10 protein-coding genes and 2 riboswitches are annotated in these 16404 nt (G+C 59.7%); of the genes, 2 read left to right on the forward strand and 8 right to left on the reverse strand.

Features of this window, described 5'->3' with window-relative positions:
• From VK725_RS01195 to VK725_RS01225, 7 genes are all read right to left on the reverse strand, one after another.
• A partial coding sequence (locus tag VK725_RS01195) for a formate dehydrogenase accessory sulfurtransferase FdhD (protein ID WP_325316237.1) occupies positions 1-356 on the reverse strand: 356 nt, incomplete at its 3' end.
• Positions 337-3228, reverse strand: a complete 2892-nt coding sequence (gene fdhF / locus VK725_RS01200; protein WP_325316238.1) for a formate dehydrogenase subunit alpha — start codon at positions 3226-3228, stop codon at positions 337-339. The genes fdhF and VK725_RS01195, both read right to left, overlap by 20 nt.
• A 14-nt stretch (positions 3229-3242) precedes the next feature.
• Positions 3243-4802 (reverse strand): NADH-quinone oxidoreductase subunit NuoF, encoded by a 1560-nt coding sequence (locus tag VK725_RS01205; protein WP_325316239.1) that lies wholly within the window; start codon positions 4800-4802, stop codon positions 3243-3245.
• Positions 4799-5299 (reverse strand): formate dehydrogenase subunit gamma, encoded by a 501-nt coding sequence (locus tag VK725_RS01210; protein WP_325316240.1) that lies wholly within the window; start codon positions 5297-5299, stop codon positions 4799-4801. Before VK725_RS01210 ends, VK725_RS01205 begins: the two co-directional genes overlap by 4 nt.
• Before the next feature lie 10 nt (positions 5300-5309).
• The gene (locus tag VK725_RS01215) at positions 5310-6953 is read right to left on the reverse strand and encodes an L-lactate MFS transporter (protein WP_325316241.1); all 1644 of its coding nucleotides are present in this window, start codon (positions 6951-6953) and stop codon (positions 5310-5312) included.
• Positions 6954-7229: 276 nt separating this feature from the next.
• Complete coding sequence (locus tag VK725_RS01220) at positions 7230-8030, reverse strand: hypothetical protein (RefSeq protein WP_325316242.1); 801 nt, start codon at positions 8028-8030, stop codon at positions 7230-7232.
• A 704-nt stretch (positions 8031-8734) separates the two neighbouring features.
• A complete protein-coding gene (locus VK725_RS01225; RefSeq protein ID WP_325316243.1) occupies positions 8735-9169 on the reverse strand; it encodes a VOC family protein in 435 nt (144 codons plus the stop codon).
• 216 nt (positions 9170-9385) lie between these two features.
• Positions 9386-9471: riboswitch (glycine riboswitch) on the forward strand.
• A gap of 3 nt (positions 9472-9474) precedes the next feature.
• A riboswitch (glycine riboswitch) is annotated at positions 9475-9557 on the forward strand.
• 46 nt (positions 9558-9603) lie between these two features.
• Here VK725_RS01225 and gcvP point away from each other — a divergent pair.
• Together gcvP and VK725_RS01235 are read left to right on the forward strand one after the other, a co-directional pair.
• A complete protein-coding gene (gene gcvP, locus VK725_RS01230; RefSeq protein WP_325316244.1) occupies positions 9604-12474 on the forward strand; it encodes an aminomethyl-transferring glycine dehydrogenase in 2871 nt (956 codons plus the stop codon).
• 135 nt (positions 12475-12609) lie between these two features.
• Entirely contained in the window at positions 12610-13545 is a 936-nt protein-coding gene (locus tag VK725_RS01235) for a Dyp-type peroxidase (protein ID WP_325316245.1), read from the forward strand.
• A 47-nt stretch (positions 13546-13592) separates the two neighbouring features.
• Here the strand turns inward: VK725_RS01235 and VK725_RS01240 are convergent, their stop codons facing one another.
• Positions 13593-16244, reverse strand: coding sequence for a M1 family metallopeptidase (locus VK725_RS01240; protein WP_325316246.1), 2652 nt, complete (start codon positions 16242-16244; stop codon positions 13593-13595).
• Between the last annotated feature and the right edge of the window lie 160 nt (positions 16245-16404).

The raw sequence follows: 16404 nt of genomic DNA on the forward strand, positions 1-16404 counted from the left end.
CTGCGTCCCGGCAATAAACGTTCGCCGCGCTGCCCCGCGCGATCTTCAACGGTCGTCGTCGATACATGCATGGCAATTTCGACGCCCTCAAGTTGAGGACGCACCTCAATGCTTTGCAACTCATCGGGCGTTGCGATCAAACCTTCGCTCAACGAAAACCCGAGCGCAAAATCTTCAAGATCGAGCGGCGTCACCATCATCACAGCGAACGGCACGTCGTTGTAGATCATCGCAACCGGCACTTCTTCGGTGATGGCGTCGTTCGTGTGCTCATGCTCACCGCGGCGATAGCGATCAACGCGACGCGTCACGTAACCCTTGCCGACGGGTGGCGCTTCAGGGTGTTTCGGCGGCATCCAGCGATTGCTCCAGCAATGATTGCTGTTCTTCGGAGAACGCCTGATACCGCTTCTGCCATTCAGACGGCTGACTCACGCGCGTCACCTGTACGGCAGTCACCTTGTACTCCGGACAGTTTGTGGCCCAATCGGAATTTTCGGTGGTGATGACGTTGGCACCCGATCCCGGGAAGTGGAAGGTCGTGTAGACCACGCCAGGCTGCATGCGCTCGGAGATGCGTGCACGCAGCACGGTTTGACCCGCGCGGCTCTCAATGCCAACCCAGTCTTCATCCTGGATGCCGCGCTCCTCCGCATCGTGCGGATGAATTTCCAGACGGTCTTCGTCGTGCCACATCACGTTGGCGGTGCGGCGCGTCTGAGCGCCCACGTTGTACTGACTCAGTATGCGCCCAGTGGTGAGAATCAGCGGATGCACTGCGTTGACCTTTTCCGACGTTGGCACGTACTCGGTCAACATGAAACGACCTTTGCCGCGGACAAACTCATCCACATGCATGACTGGCGTGCCGTTCGGATGTTCCTCGTTGCATGGCCACTGGATGGAGCCAAGCTGATCGATTTTCTCGAAGCTCACCCCGTGGAAGGTCGGTGTCAGTCGTGCGATTTCATCCATGATCTCCGAGGGATGCTTGTACTGCATCGGATAACCCATCGCGTTCGCCAGCAGCTGGGTCACTTCCCAATCGGCGTAACGCCCCTTCGGTTCCATCACTTTACACACGCGCGAAATGCGCCGTTCGGCGTTGGTGAAGGTGCCATCCTTTTCCAGAAACGAACACCCTGGCAGGAAAACGTGCGCGAATTTCGCAGTTTCATTGAGGAATAAATCCTGTACCACCACGCACTCCATAGCCTCCAATGCAGCGGTGACGTGCTGCGTGTTGGGATCGGATTGCGCGATGTCTTCACCTTCGATGTACAGCCCCTTGAAGCTTCCATCGACGGCAGCCTCAAACATGTTGGGGATACGCAGCCCGGGTTCGTCGTGCAGAGACACGCCCCAGGCAGCTTCGAACTGGCCGCGCACTACCTTGTCGCCGACGTGGCGATAGCCTGGGAATTCGTGCGGGAAAGAACCCATGTCGCACGAACCTTGCACGTTATTCTGACCGCGCAGCGGATTCACACCGACGCCTTCGCGGCCTATATTGCCGGTCGCCATCGCCAGATTGGCGATAGCCATCACCGATGTCGAACCCTGCGAGTGCTCAGTGACGCCCAGACCGTAATAGATTGCAGCGTTGCCGCCTGTCGCATACAGACGCGCCGCCGCACGCACGGTGGCAGCAGGAACGCCGGTCTGGGCCTCCATCGCTTCCGGACTGTATTTATCCTGCGCAACGAATGCGCGCCACTTGTTGAAAGCCTCCGGTTCGCAGCGCGCGGCGACAAACGCCTCGTCAACCAGACTCTCGGTGACGATCACATGCGCCAGTGTGTCGAGCAGAGCAACGTTGGTACCGGGTTTGAGCTTGAGATGGTAATCGGCCTTGATATGAGGCGTGCGCACCAGATCGATACGGCGCGGGTCGACGACGATCAGCTTCGCGCCTGCGCGCAGACGCTGCTTCATCTGCGAGCCGAAGACCGGATGGGCATCCGTCGGATTGGCGCCGATCACCAGCACGACGTCGGTTTGCTCGATGGAATCGAAATCCTGCGTACCGGCCGATTCACCCAGCGTCGCCTTCAAGCCATAACCGGTGGGCGAATGACACACGCGCGCGCACGTATCCACGTTGTTGTTGCCGAAGCCGGCACGCACCAGCTTCTGCACCAGATAGGTTTCTTCATTTGTGCATCGCGACGAGGTGATACCGCCGATCGAGAATTTCCCGTACGTAGCCTGCAGACGCTTGAACTCGCTGGCAACGTAAGCTATTGCCTCTTCCCAACTGACAATCCGCCACGGATCGCTGATCTTCTTGCGGATCATCGGCGTGTTGATGCGATCCGGATGCGTTGCGTAACCGATGGCAAAACGCCCCTTGACGCACGAATGACCGTGATTCGCATGGCCGTCCTTGTTGGGCACCATGCGCACGATTTCCTCGCCTTTCATTTCAGCGCGGAAGCTGCAGCCAACGCCGCAGTAAGCGCAGGTGGTGACGACGCTGTGTTCGGCCTGACCGCGGTCGATCAGTGATTTTTCCGACAGCGTGGCGGTAGGACATGCCTGCACGCATGCGCCACAGGACACGCACTCTGAATCGAGGAAGCGATTGTCCTGACTTGCTGAAACCTTCGACTCGAAACCGCGCCCCTGGATGGTGAGCGCAAAGGTGCCCTGCACTTCGTCGCAGGCGCGCACGCAGCGCGAGCAGACAATGCACTTGGACGGGTCGAAGGTGAAATAAGGATTCGATTCGTCTTTGGCAACGAAGTGAGGATTGGCCTCGCCCTGCTTCGTTTTGGCATACACGTGGTTTTCGCCGTCGTAGCCATAACGCACTTCGCGCAGCCCCACCACGCCTGCCATATCCTGCAATTCGCAATGGCCGTTCGCCGGACACGTCAGGCAATCCAGCGGATGATCGGAGATGTACAACTCCATCACGCCGCGGCGAATCTCCGCCAGCTTCGGCGTTTGCGTGCTGACTTTCATGCCTTCGGTGACGGGTGTCGTGCACGAGGCGGGATAGCCCTTGCGGCCCTCAATCTCAACCAGGCAAAGACGACAGGAGCCAAACGCTTCCAGCATATCGGTCGCGCAGAGCTTGGGAATGCTGATACCCGCCTGCGATGCAGCGCGCATCACCGAGGTGCCGTCCGGCACGCTGATGCTGCGGCCATCGATCTCCAGCACAACCATCTTGTCGGATTTGACTTGCGGTGTGCCGCGGTCGATTTCGACGATGGACAGCATAAGGTTTTACCTCCTCAGGACGCCGCGCGTTGCGGCGTACCCTCGAAATCTTCGGAAAAGTGATCGAGCGCGCTCAGCACCGGATACGGCGCCATGCCACCCAGTGCGCAAAGCGAACCAGCGAGCATGGTCTGACAGAGATCGCGCAACAACACTTCATTGCGCTCGCGCTCGGCGATGCTGCCCGCGACCATACGATCGATCACTTCGACGCCGCGCGTGGAACCGATGCGACAGGGGGTGCATTTACCGCACGATTCAATAGCGCAGAACTCCATCGCGAAACGCGCCTGTGCCGCCATGTCGACGGTGTCGTCGAACACGACGACGCCACCATGGCCGACCATGCCGTTGATCGCAGCAAACGCTTCATAATCGATAGGTGTATCGAGACGCGACACCGGGATATAAGCGCCCAACGGGCCGCCCACCTGCACCGCGCGCACGGGCCGACCACTTGCCGTGCCGCCACCGTAACCCTCAATGAGCTCGCGCAGCGTGACACCGAAAGCGCGCTCGACCAGTCCGGGACGTTTAATATTGCCAGCGAGCTGTATCGGCAACGTGCCACGCGAACGGCCCGTACCAAAATCGCGATAGAACGCAGCGCCGCGATCCAGAATGATCGGCACCGTTGCCAACGTAATCACGTTATTGATTACGGTAGGCTTGCCGAACAAACCCTGGATGGCAGGCAGCGGTGGTTTGAATCGCACTTGCCCGCGCTTGCCTTCCAGGCTTTCCAGTAGCGACGTTTCTTCGCCGCAGATATACGCGCCCGCCGCCATGCGCACTTCCAGATGGAAGGCTTTGCCGCTGCCGCCGATGTTGTCGCCGAGATAACCCGCTACTTGCGCCGCGCCGATCGCCGCTTCGAGCGCGTGCTGCGCATGCGGATATTCGACGCGCAGGTAGATATAACCGCGCGTGGCACCGACAGCGAGTCCGGCGATCGTCATGCCTTCGATCAGCACGAACGGATCGCCTTCCATGATCATGCGATCGGCGAACGTGCCCGAGTCGCCTTCGTCCGCGTTACAGACGATGTATTTTTGATCGGCAGACGCATCGAGGCACGTCTTCCATTTGATGCCGGCAGGAAACGCAGCGCCACCGCGGCCGCGTAAACCGGAATCGGCGACCGCTTGTACGATGGCAGCTGGCTCTATCTTCAAGGCCGCGTCCAGCCCGCGATATCCGCCATGCGCGCGGTAATCGTCGAGGCTGCGCGGATCGACAATACCGACACGGGCAAACGTCAGACGCTGCTGGCTCTTCAGCAACGGAATGTCTTCGGTCGGTCCGAGAGAAAGTTTGTGCTTGCCCGCGCGCAGGAAGTCGGCATCGAACAAACCCACCACGTCGCTTTTCTGCACAGGACCGTAAGCGACTCGCCCTTCGGGCGTTTCCACTTCGACCATCGGTTCGAGCCAATATAAACCGCGCGAACCGTTGCGCACCACACGTACGTCGGCGTTGCGCTTGGCCGCTTCGGAAGCGATAGCGTTCGCCACGGCTTCCGCACCTAGCGAGAGCGCACTAGCGTCACGCGGTATGTAGACCGTCACGCTCATGGTGCCTCCGACTGCAGCCATGCGTCGAAGCTTTCGGGTGTGACACGACCTTTCAATTCGTCATCGACCATTATGGCGGGGGAGCACGCGCAATTGCCCAGGCAGTAGACCGGTTCGAGCGTCCATGCACCATCTTTCGTCGTCTGATGAAAATCCACGCCAAGACGCTGTTTGACGTGCTGCTCAAGCTTCACCGCGCCCATCGACTGGCACGATTCGGCGCGGCACAGGTAAATCACGCGCTTGCCTGCAGGGTGTGTGCGGAAGAAGTGATAGAAGGACACAACACCGTGCACATCTGCGCGCGACAGATTCATTTCGCGTGCAATAAGCGGAATGGCGTCTTCCGGCACATAACCGAGTTCGGATTGAACACCGTGCAGCACGGGCAACAGCGCACCCGGCTGATCCTTCAGCCGGGTCGTTACGCCCAGTACCGCGTCGCGAACTTTCTCGTCGATCGGCGGCAACGACGACACGTTCTTGACGGATTTCATGCACTCGACCTCAGAACAATGCGGCGGCTTTGCTGAGCGCTATCCATACGCCGATCAGGAAGGGGATTCCGACCAGCGCCCACGCAACAACGCCAACTACGCCGAAGCTGCCACGTGCGGCGTCTGCTGCATTTGCCGTCACTTGAGGCGCTTCATGCTGCAGCGCGCGTTCGCGTGCAAGCTCCTCAGGTGTCATATGGTGCGCTTCCTTAACCGGCTTGACCAGCAAGTTGGCGACCAGCCCGATGAACAGCAGACCCGCCAGGATGTACAAGGTTCGGTCATAAACCAGACTTTTCGCGACACCCGCATCGAGCTGCGCCTGACGCACGGCGGCGATCAGGAACGGCCCGGCAACACCGGCTACGGACCATGCAGTCAGCAAACGCCCGTGAATGGCACCGACCATTTGTGTACCGAAAATGTCCGCCAGGTAAGCAGGCACCGTCGCGAATCCACCACCGTACATCGACAAAATGACACACACGGCGATAACAAACATCGCGGCGAGTCCCAGGTGTCCGAGCGTTGGCAGGGTGCAGTACAAGGCGATGCCGAGCACGAAGAACACGAAGTACGTAACCTTGCGGCCGAGGTAATCGGAACTGGATGCCCAGAAGATGCGTCCAAGGCTGTTGAACAGGCTGATCAAACCGACCAGTCCGGCAGCCGATGCGGCAATTGCGGCTTTCTGCGCGACAGTCAGCGTGACGTCGGGAGAAAGGCCGAGCAGGCGGCCGCCAAATACATCCTGAAACATCGGGCTTGCCATCGAGATCACGCCGATACCGGCGGTCACGTTCATGCACAGCACGATCCAGATCAGCCAGAACTGCGGCGTTTTCCAGGCCTCATTCAAATGCACATGGTTTTGGGTAATCAACTTGGACGATGCAGTAGGCGCATTCCAGCCCAGGGGTTTCCAGCCGTTCGGCGGCACGCGGAATCCGAACGCACCCAGTGCCATCACGATGTAATACAGAACGCCCATGGTGATGAGCGTACTGGACACGCCCGGAACGTCCCCGTGAGCGAAGTGCGCCATCAAGGCGACCGCTATCGGAGCGCCGATCATTGCGCCGCCGCCATAACCCATAATCGCGAAACCGGTCGCCAGACCGCGGCGATCGGGGAACCATTTGATCAGCGTCGATACCGGCGTGATGTAACCCAAACCCTGCCCCACGCCGCCGATTACGCCGCAACCCAGGAATGTAAGCCACAGCTGATGCATCGACACACCGATGCCGCCGACCACCAGGCCGCCGCCCCAGCACAGCGCCGCTATAAAGCCTGCTTTACGGGGCCCGGCGCGCTCCAGCCAGCCACCCCAGATCGCCGCCGAAATACCCAGCATGGCGATGAAGGTTTCAAAAATATGTGTGACAGCCGGAACCGTCCAGTTGCACGAGGTGGCAAACAGCTGTGCGAAGAAGCCAAGGTTTTCGCAACTTGGCGCACCCGGCACCAATTTGCTCATCGGCAACCAGAACACCGAAAAACCATAGGCCATGCCAATGCACAAATGGATGGCCAAAGCAGCGGGCGGCACAAGCCAACGATTGAAGCGCGGACCTGCGATGGTGCGCTCCCTCGCCAACAATCCTGGCGTCGATCCTCCGGACGCGGGTACAACTTCAGGCACAACAGTCATCGACCTCTCCCCTTGTGTGAGCACGGTACAACTGCAGCATCGCTATGGCGACACATGTGACTTTAGCCCAAGCGGGGAGCAATCGCTTACGGAAGATTCGCAAAAATGTAGTGCTAAGCAACATGCCTTGCGCAAGTTGCAAATTGTCATAATTTCAAGGGCGCATGTGCACGGGTGGTTTCAAGCGGCAGGCGCAAAAAAACGCCGCACATCGATTCGTGCAGCGCAATATGACATTTCTGTACTCCTCTCCCGCGATGGGAGAGGATTCTCAAGTCAACGTGACGCGAGACGCGCCTGCACTTCGGCGTAAATGCGTGCGCGCTTGGCGCTGAACCAACCAAGCATGCCGTTGATCGGCAGCGGCAGCAGACTGGCGATACGCGACGCATCCGCCACGCGCTGAAGATGCGCCCGGTGGAACTCGGCAAAGGCTTCAGCGAGCGCCGGCGTGTGGAAAGGCACTTCCACATATTCGTCCATTACCGCACCAAGCGTGGCGGCAGCGCGACGCGCGATTTCGATGTTCGCCTGCACCACCGTGGAATCGCCATAGGGCACGTTGTACGCCCCTTCAATCGCCTTGACGAGTTGGCGAAATTCCGTGGCATGCAACGGGCGACACGAAATCGGTGCACGCGAACGTGCGATCAACCACGACTGATCGTTGCGCGACAGCGCGCCGGAGTTGTTCGTGGCGATATCCATGGCGTGGCTATACGTATAGGCGTATTCGCCCATCAGTTCGATCGCCAGGTCTTCGCGCACCATCGGCAGATCGCGGCGAATGCCGTCACGGCCGTACCAACGAATGTATTCGGGCGTCACTTGCGTAAAGCTGCCACGCAAAGGACGCACGAAAAGCTGCTCTTCGGCATCGTTGGTCAAGGTCGGATGCACCGCCTTCATGCCCGCCGCGCGCGCAGCGAGCACGCGATCCATCAATACTTCGGCAGTGACCAGCTCATGGTGATAGTCGGCAAACAAACTATCGTCATCGACATTCGCGAAATACACAAAACGAATATGCCGAATCACCCGGGCAGCGCGACGCGCCCGCTTTGCTGGGTCACTCATACGACGTCTCCATGCACGCACGCGATTGCTCGAGCCGACAGCGCCCACCGTCCGAGGCACGATGCAGACATCGTGTGCTGACGGCAGATTCGTGAGTAAAGCATCTACTTCGCGGCCGGAGACCGCCGCAGGGTCGATAACGTTTTCATCATCGATTGACTGCTTTGAACGTTCTGAATCACACACACCGACACCCTCAAACTGCAAGCGTGCGCAGCGATATCCATCGCCGTTGGCAACGCATGAAGAATCGCCTATCAATTCCATGGCTCAGAGAGCGCCTCGGCAGCGCGATGCAACTAAGATTCGGCCTCCCATGGCCACACGTGCCCTGGCGGCAGCGCAAAAAAACGCCACCGCGTTGCAGGCAACGCCGCGAATACTTTCACTGTGATCGGACTGCCGGTGTTGCCGCAGTCCACAAGCTCCATGTCCGCACTAGGGACAGCCCGGATCAGGGCAACGTGCGCACGACCGCGCACACGAGATCCGCGAATGACATCTGCAAGCTGTAGCTCAGTCTGACGCGAATGCCGAGGGGGACATCATCCGCGGGACTGCACCGCTTGATTCAGCGCGTTGCCAATTCGGCCAACGGGGATCAAGCGCCTTGGGGAACGACCATTATATCGAGGAAATTTTCACAAACGTTAAATTCCTTACTTTCGACACATGTTTTTTTGAACAGAGTGTCGCAGCGGCATCTACGCAGGATTGACCTGGCGGTGCGGCGGCCCTTTTAGTTCGACCATGTTGCCTTGTGGATCAAACAGATAGATCGAGGGCCCCTCGCCTTGGGCGCCATAGCGGCTACCGACGTCGCCGACGTGGACACCCTGCGCTTTCAGATACGCGAGGATGCCCTGTTCGTCGTAGCCATCCACACTCAGGCATAGGTGATCCATGTTGTGCCCGCTTGTACCAGGGCCCGCACCGCCGTGGCGGCCGAGTTTTCCATCGATGCTCACCAGATCGATCAGCGAATGGCCTGCGCGTAATTGCACGAGACCAATTTCGTCTTGTCTGCGTTCGACGCTGCAGCCTAGAACGTCGCAATAGAAAGTGAGCATGGTGGGGACGTCGTAAACGCGCAGTACGACGTGATCGAGCTGTTCGATGCGAAAGGGCGGCTTGTTCATAACGGTTCGCTTACGTCATTCCATTCGTCATTCCAGCGGAGGCTGGAATCCAGTGACTTCAGCGCTTGAAGAGGCTGACTCGGCTGACTGTTAAAGGCACTGGATTCCAGCCTTCGCTGGAATGACGGGGTCGTAGGTTGGGGGCCCCGAGGCTACTCCTCCCAGTCAGGAAATAGCAGTGCGAACGGGCCTATACAAGGTATAATTGCCCCCTTGATGTTCATGGTGGGAGAAGCGGGTAAACCCCCGCTGCCGAAGGCGCAACGCCCGTAATCGCTCAGGCCCCATACCGCCGTGGAACAAGACTCTGGAGAGACCGGTTAAATCCGGCGCCGAAGGGGCACGAAGCAGTTCCATCGCTTCCAAACTCTCAGGCAAAAGGACAGAGGGGCGCCTAGCGTGCGGCATGCACGCGTTTTCGGACGCCCCTTGCCATGAGCCAGAACAACTCCCCTTCGCTGCGCGAACTCGAGCACCACCACGCCTTCATCGAGCGCCACATCGGCCCGAACGATGCCGAGATCGCACAGATGCTGCACGCGATCGGCCTCGATTCGCTCGAAGCGATGACCGACGCCATCGTGCCGGGCCAGATCAAATCCAAGCAGCCGCTCGCACTGCCGCAAAGCATCACGGAAGAAGAAGCGCTGGCGAAGATTCGCACCATTGCGCGCAAGAACAAGGTGTTCAAGAACTACATCGGTCAGGGTTACTACGGCACGCTGACGCCAAACGTCATCCTGCGCAATATTCTGGAGAATCCGGCGTGGTACACGGCTTACACGCCGTATCAGGCGGAAATCTCCCAGGGTCGCATGGAAGCGCTGATCAACTTCCAGACGATGGTCGCCGATCTCACCGGCATGGATATTTCCAACGCTTCGCTGCTGGATGAAGCCACCGCCGCAGGTGAAGCGATGACACTGGCCAAGCGTTCGGCCAAATCCAAGTCCAACGTCTTCTTCGTCGCCAACGACGTGCACCCGCAAACGCTGGAGGTGCTGCACACGCGCGCCGACGGCATCGGCATCGCACTGCATGTCGGCGATGCGGCGGACGCCGTCAAGGTCGACAGCTTCGGCGTGCTGCTGCAATACCCCAACACCTTCGGCCAGATTCATGACTACCGTGCGGTGGCCGATGCGGTGCATGCGCGCGGCGGCATCGTCGCAGTCGCCACCGACCTGCTTGCGCTGACGCTGATCGCTTCGCCCGGTTCGTGGGGCGCGGATATCGTGATCGGCAACACCCAGCGTTTTGGCGTGCCATTCGGTTTCGGCGGCCCGCACGCTGCCTACCTCGCCTGCCGCGATACCTATAAGCGCTCGATGCCGGGTCGTTTGATCGGTGTGTCGATCGATGCGGAAGGCAAGCCGGCGTATCGCCTGACGCTGCAGACGCGCGAACAGCACATCCGCCGTGAGAAGGCCACGTCCAACATCTGTACCGCACAGGTGCTGCTGGCCGTGATGGCCAGCATGTATGCGGTCTACCACGGCCCGGAAGGCTTGGCACGCATCGCACGTCGCACGCATCGCCTTGCCGCCATCCTCGCCGCTGCACTGCGCAGCGCCGGCATGGAAGTAGGTCACGATTTCTTTGACACCTTGCTTGTCACCAACGTCGACGCCGATGCGATCCATGCCAAGGCTGAAGGCCTCGGCATCAACCTGCGCCAGATCCACGGCCAAAGTGTGGGCATCAGCCTCGACGAAACCACCACGCGCGCCGACGTGCTGGCACTCGCCAGCCTGTTCAGCGCCGACGTCGGCGACATCGACGAACTGGACGCCGCCACGCCCGACGCATTGCCTGCTGCGTTGCTGCGCAAGAGCCCGTTCCTGCAACACCCGGTGTTCAACACGCACCACAGCGAACACGAACTGCTGCGCTACATGCGCTCGCTCGCCGACAAGGATCTGGCGATGGATCGCACCATGATCCCGCTGGGCAGCTGCACCATGAAGCTCAACGCCACCGCGGAAATGATCCCAGTGACGTGGCCGGAATTTGGCAACATCCATCCGCTGGCCCCTGTTGATCAGACGCAGGGTTACAAGCAGCTGATCGATGAACTGGAGGCGATGCTGGTGGAATGCACCGGCTACGACGCCGTGAGCCTGCAGCCAAACTCCGGCGCACAGGGCGAATACGCTGGCCTGCTCGCTATTCGCGAATATCATCGTTCGCGCGGCCAGGGGCAGCGCGACATCTGCTTGATTCCTGAATCGGCGCACGGCACCAATCCCGCTTCCGCGCAGATGTGCGGCATGACGGTGGTGGTCACCAAGTGCGACAGTAACGGCAACGTCGATATCGACGACATCCGCGCCAAGGCCGAAAAGTACGCCGACCGCCTCGCCGCATTGATGATCACCTACCCTTCGACACACGGCGTGTTCGAGGAAGACGTGGTGCGCATCTGCGAGATCGTGCATCAGTACGGCGGCCAGGTTTACACCGACGGCGCCAATATGAATGCGCTGGTCGGCGTGGCCAAGCCCGGCAAATGGGGTTCGGACGTTTCGCATCTGAACCTGCACAAGACGTTCTGCATTCCGCATGGCGGCGGCGGCCCAGGTGTTGGCCCTTGTGCGGTGAAGTCGCATCTTGCGCCGTTCCTGCCACGCACGCTCGGTGGCGAAGGCACGGTCGGCATGGTGAGTGCCGCCAGCTTCGGCAGCGCCAGCATCCTGCCGATTTCGTGGATGTACATCACGATGATGGGGCAGCAGGGTCTGCGCAAAGCGACACAGGTGGCGCTGCTCAACGCCAACTACATTGCCAAGCGCCTGGCACCGCATTACGAAACGCTCTACACGGGGCGTAACGGTCTGGTCGCGCACGAGTGCATTCTTGACCTGCGTCCGATCAAGGACAGCACCGGCATCAGCGCCGAAGACGTGGCAAAGCGCCTCATCGACTTCGGCTTCCACGCACCGACGCTGAGCTTCCCGGTCGCTGGCACGCTGATGGTCGAGCCGACCGAAAGCGAATCGCAGCACGAACTGGATCGCTTCATCGACGCGATGATCCAGATCCGCGATGAAATCCGCGCCGTCGAAGACGGCCGCCTGGATCGCGAGGACAACCCGCTCAAGAACGCGCCACACACCGCCACCATGGTGACCGGCACGGAGTGGACGCACGCCTATCCGCGCGAACTCGCCGCCTTCCCGCTGCCGAGCCTGCGGCTGCAGAAGTACTGGTCGCCCGTGGCGCGCGTGGACAACGTCTACGGCGACAAGAACGTCATGTGCGCCTGCATTCCGATTGACGCGTACAAGGAAGAAGCCGAAGCATAAGGCTTAGTCTTCAACCCGTAACCAGAAAGACCCCGCTTCGGCGGGGTCTTTTTTTGGGCGCTCCTCACCGGTGCGCTATGGAAATCCGCGGGCCGGCGACTAAACTCCTGCAAACGACGCATTGAGGAACCCATCGTGACCACCACGATTCAGCAGCCGGTTGTTGCAAAGCTTACGCATGCGGCGATCTTTCTCGTCGTTACGTTGAAGCCCGAACCCCAGCACCGCGCGACCGTGCGCAAGCTTTGCGGCGATCTATCCGGTCTTTTGCGCGCCGTCGGTTTCCGGGATCTCGAAAGCCGCCTCTCATGCATCATGGCCTTCGGTTCCGATGCTTGGGATCGCCTGTTCGGGCAACCGCGTCCGAAGGACTTGCACCCGTTCCGCGAAATAAAAGGCGTGCACCACGCCGTTTCGACACCGGGCGACATCTTGTTTCACATTCGCTCCACACGCATGGACATGTGCTTCGACATGGCGAGATATATTATCGCGCGCCTCGGCGACGCCGTAGAAACGTCAGACGAAGTACACGGTTTCAATTACTTTGACGACCGCGACTTGATCGGTTTCGTCGATGGCACCGAGAATCCGACGGATCAGGCCGCTGTCGAGGCCGCCATCATCGGTAGCGAAGATCCGGCCTTTGCCGGCGGCAGCTACGTGATCGTGCAGAAGTACCTGCACAATTTATCCGCGTGGAATGCGGTACCGGTCGAGCAGCAAGAGAAGATCATCGGCCGAACCAAACTTGAGGACATCGAGCTGGAAGACGATGTAAAGCCAAGCTACGCGCACAACGCGCTGACGACCATCGTGGAAAACGGGGTGGAGTTAGACATCGTGCGCGACAACATGCCATTCGGCGATGCAAGCAAAGGCGAATTCGGCACGTACTTCATCGGCTATGCACGATCTCCGCACCGAATGGAGCAGATGCTCAACAACATGTTCGTCGGCCGCCCACCCGGCAATTACGATCGACTACTGGATTTCAGCAAAGCCGTCACCGGTTCGCTGTATTTCGTGCCTACGGCATCATTCCTGGACGATGTCGCGGCGGATGGTTGATAGCCCATGCAGCCTCTCCCAGCACGAGAGAGGCTGCATGCATGTCATCAACCGTTTTTCTTCAACCACGCATCGATAGCCGGCAGGCGCTGGTTGCGCACGCCGATACGGTATTGAATGTTGGCAATCGCCGTATTCACATTGCGGCGCGCCGAGGCGGCGATATGTGCGTTGGCGAAGTCGTTCAACTTGCCGACCATGGCCGGATCGAGCGACATGCGCGCCACGCGCGGGTAGTACTGGCTAAGCGACGGACCGTCGACGAGCTTCTCAACCTTCTCACGATGTGCGACGACGAAATCGAAAGCCATGTCGGGATGCAGTCGCGAAACGGTGTCGATCATGTTGGCGCTGGTGGTGGCACCGGGCTCATCGGTAATCGACAGATCCAGCGCGCGCTTGGCCAACGCTTCGTCTTCCGACGACGCGAGCATGTCGTACAGACCCGCCTTGATTAACGGGGTCTTTTCGGTCTGCGCTTGCGTGTGCAGCTGATCCCACGTTGCCGCATCGGCATGCGTGGCGACGACGGCGTAAATCGTCTTGCGCAAGGCCGAAGGAATGGCTTTCGGGTCCGTCGACTGCGCGGCGTAACGGCGGCGCGCCTCGTTCACCACATTCTGATCGTCCAACGAAGCAAGCACGCCGATCAATTGCTGACGCAGGTTGGTCACCATGGTCGGTTCGTCGGGCTTGGCTTCCCAACCAATGCGTGTCAGTTCCGGCTCAAGTCGTGCGATCGCAAAGCTACGGAACTGCTGTTGACGCGCGCCCGTGTCACGGTAGTAACTGTCGAAGCTGCTCAGCAGCTCGGCCATCGTTGCCCACAACGCCGGATTGCTGTCGTCGGGTGCGGCTTTGATCAAGTCCATAACCAGCGAGGCAGGTTCGTTACCGGCCATGCCCAGCGCGTACGTGTCCTCCATCAAACCGATCTGATCGATCGGCTGCATCTTCGCGTAATCCGCGCTGAGCGCATTGAATGCGGCGGGTGTGTACAGCGTGCGGTAGTAGCCGGCCTGGCCTGCATTGACCACAACCGGACCGCAACCCGGCACCACGAGCGATGCATGACCATCGACAATCGCGCTGACCGTCTTGCCACCGATCGATTCGGCGATAACGGGCACATGCCAGCGCAACGGCGTCTTGTTCGGACGATCGCGCGTAAACTCGCTCTGCGTCAACGCCAGCGTGGTGCTGCCGTTCTTGCAAGTTTCCGACGTCACGCGGATCAACGGAATGCCCGGCTGCAACGTGAAATCGTGTGCAATCGTGGTCACCGGCTTGTTGGTGACGGTTTCCATGGCGCGCCACAAATCGTCGGACACCGTGTTGCTGTACGCGTGATCCTTGATGTAACGGCGCACGCCATCGCGCCACGTATCGGCACCGATGTAATTCTCAAGCATGCGAATCACCGATTCGCCCTTGGAATAGGTGATGGCATCGAAAGCCTGATTGGCCTGCTCCACCGTTTCGATGCGCTGCACGATGGGATGCGACGTCGCGACGGAATCGAGCGACATGGCCGACTCGCGAATGCCCACCGTATCCAGTTCGGCGTGCCATTCCGGGTGCAGCTTTTCAGTAGTACGCGTAGCCATCCACGAGGCAAAACCTTCGTTGAGCCACAGATCGTCCCACCAGCGCATGGTGACCAGGTCGCCGAACCACTGGTGCGCCATTTCGTGCGCTTCGACGCCGAAGACTTCTTCCTTGTCGCCTTGTGTGGAGATCGACGGATCGAGCAGCATCACGTATTCGAAGGTGAAGATGGCGCCCCAGTTTTCCATCGCGCCGAAGAACTGGCTGGTACCGGGTGCGGCGACGTTATCGAGCTTGGGCAACGGATAGGGGGTGCCGAAGTAATCGTTGTACTCGTGCAGCACGGCTTTTGCCGAATCCAGCGCGAAGCCTGCCTGCGACGAGACGCCTTTCTGCGTGACGACGCCAATCTCGGTGCCATCCGACGTGGTAGTCGCACGATCGAATTCGCCTGCGCCGAAGAACAGCAGATACGTGGACATCTTCGGCGACTGCTGGAACTGCACGCGCGTCATGCCATTGCCAAGATCGGTTTTCTGCGCGGCAGGCATGTTGCTCACCGCCATGTCGTCGGACGGCACGATGGCGGTCAGGCTGAATGTGGCCTTGTAAGCAGGCTCATCCCATGAAGGAATGAAACGGCGTGCATCGGAGTTTTCAAACTGCGTGTACAGCGCGTGCTTCTTTCCGGCTTTGGTGTCGTAATCGAGCACGAACAAACCCACCGGCTGCGTGCCGATCTTGCCGCTGTAATCCATCGACAGTTTGTAACTGCCGATGGGCAGCGGCTTCGCAAACGTGAACGTCGCGGTTTGCGCCTTGGCGTCGATGGACACTTTCGGTGCCGCAAAGCTCGCCTGACCAGATACCGGCGACAGGCTTACCGACGAGAACGTCAAGTCGATCGCATTCAGCGTGATGCTTGCCGTGGGCTTGATCACCTCGACCGCGACCGTAACCTTGCCATCGAACGTGAGCGAATCGGCATGCGGGGTCACGGCAACGTCGTAATGCGTGGGTCGCACGTCGCGCGGCAACTGCGTGGTGCCAATGACCTCGGCAGACGGTGCAGCCGACTGCGCGGCAGCCACGCCACTCATCGACGCACCGGCTAACGCCAGCGCGATGGCGGAAAAAAGAATACGACGCATGACATCCTCTCGAATCGGTTGACCGGCATGCCGGTCGATACGCGAGCAACCCCACCCCTCGGGTCAATCGACTGCTCGCCCTGTTTGCTGCGCGATGCACAGATGCGGCATGGTGCTATGGGTGATGAATGGCCAGATACCGCCGGAAGTCATGACTATG

The organism is Dyella sp. (genome assembly GCF_035486915.1).
GTDB lineage: Bacteria > Pseudomonadota > Gammaproteobacteria > Xanthomonadales > Rhodanobacteraceae > Dyella_B.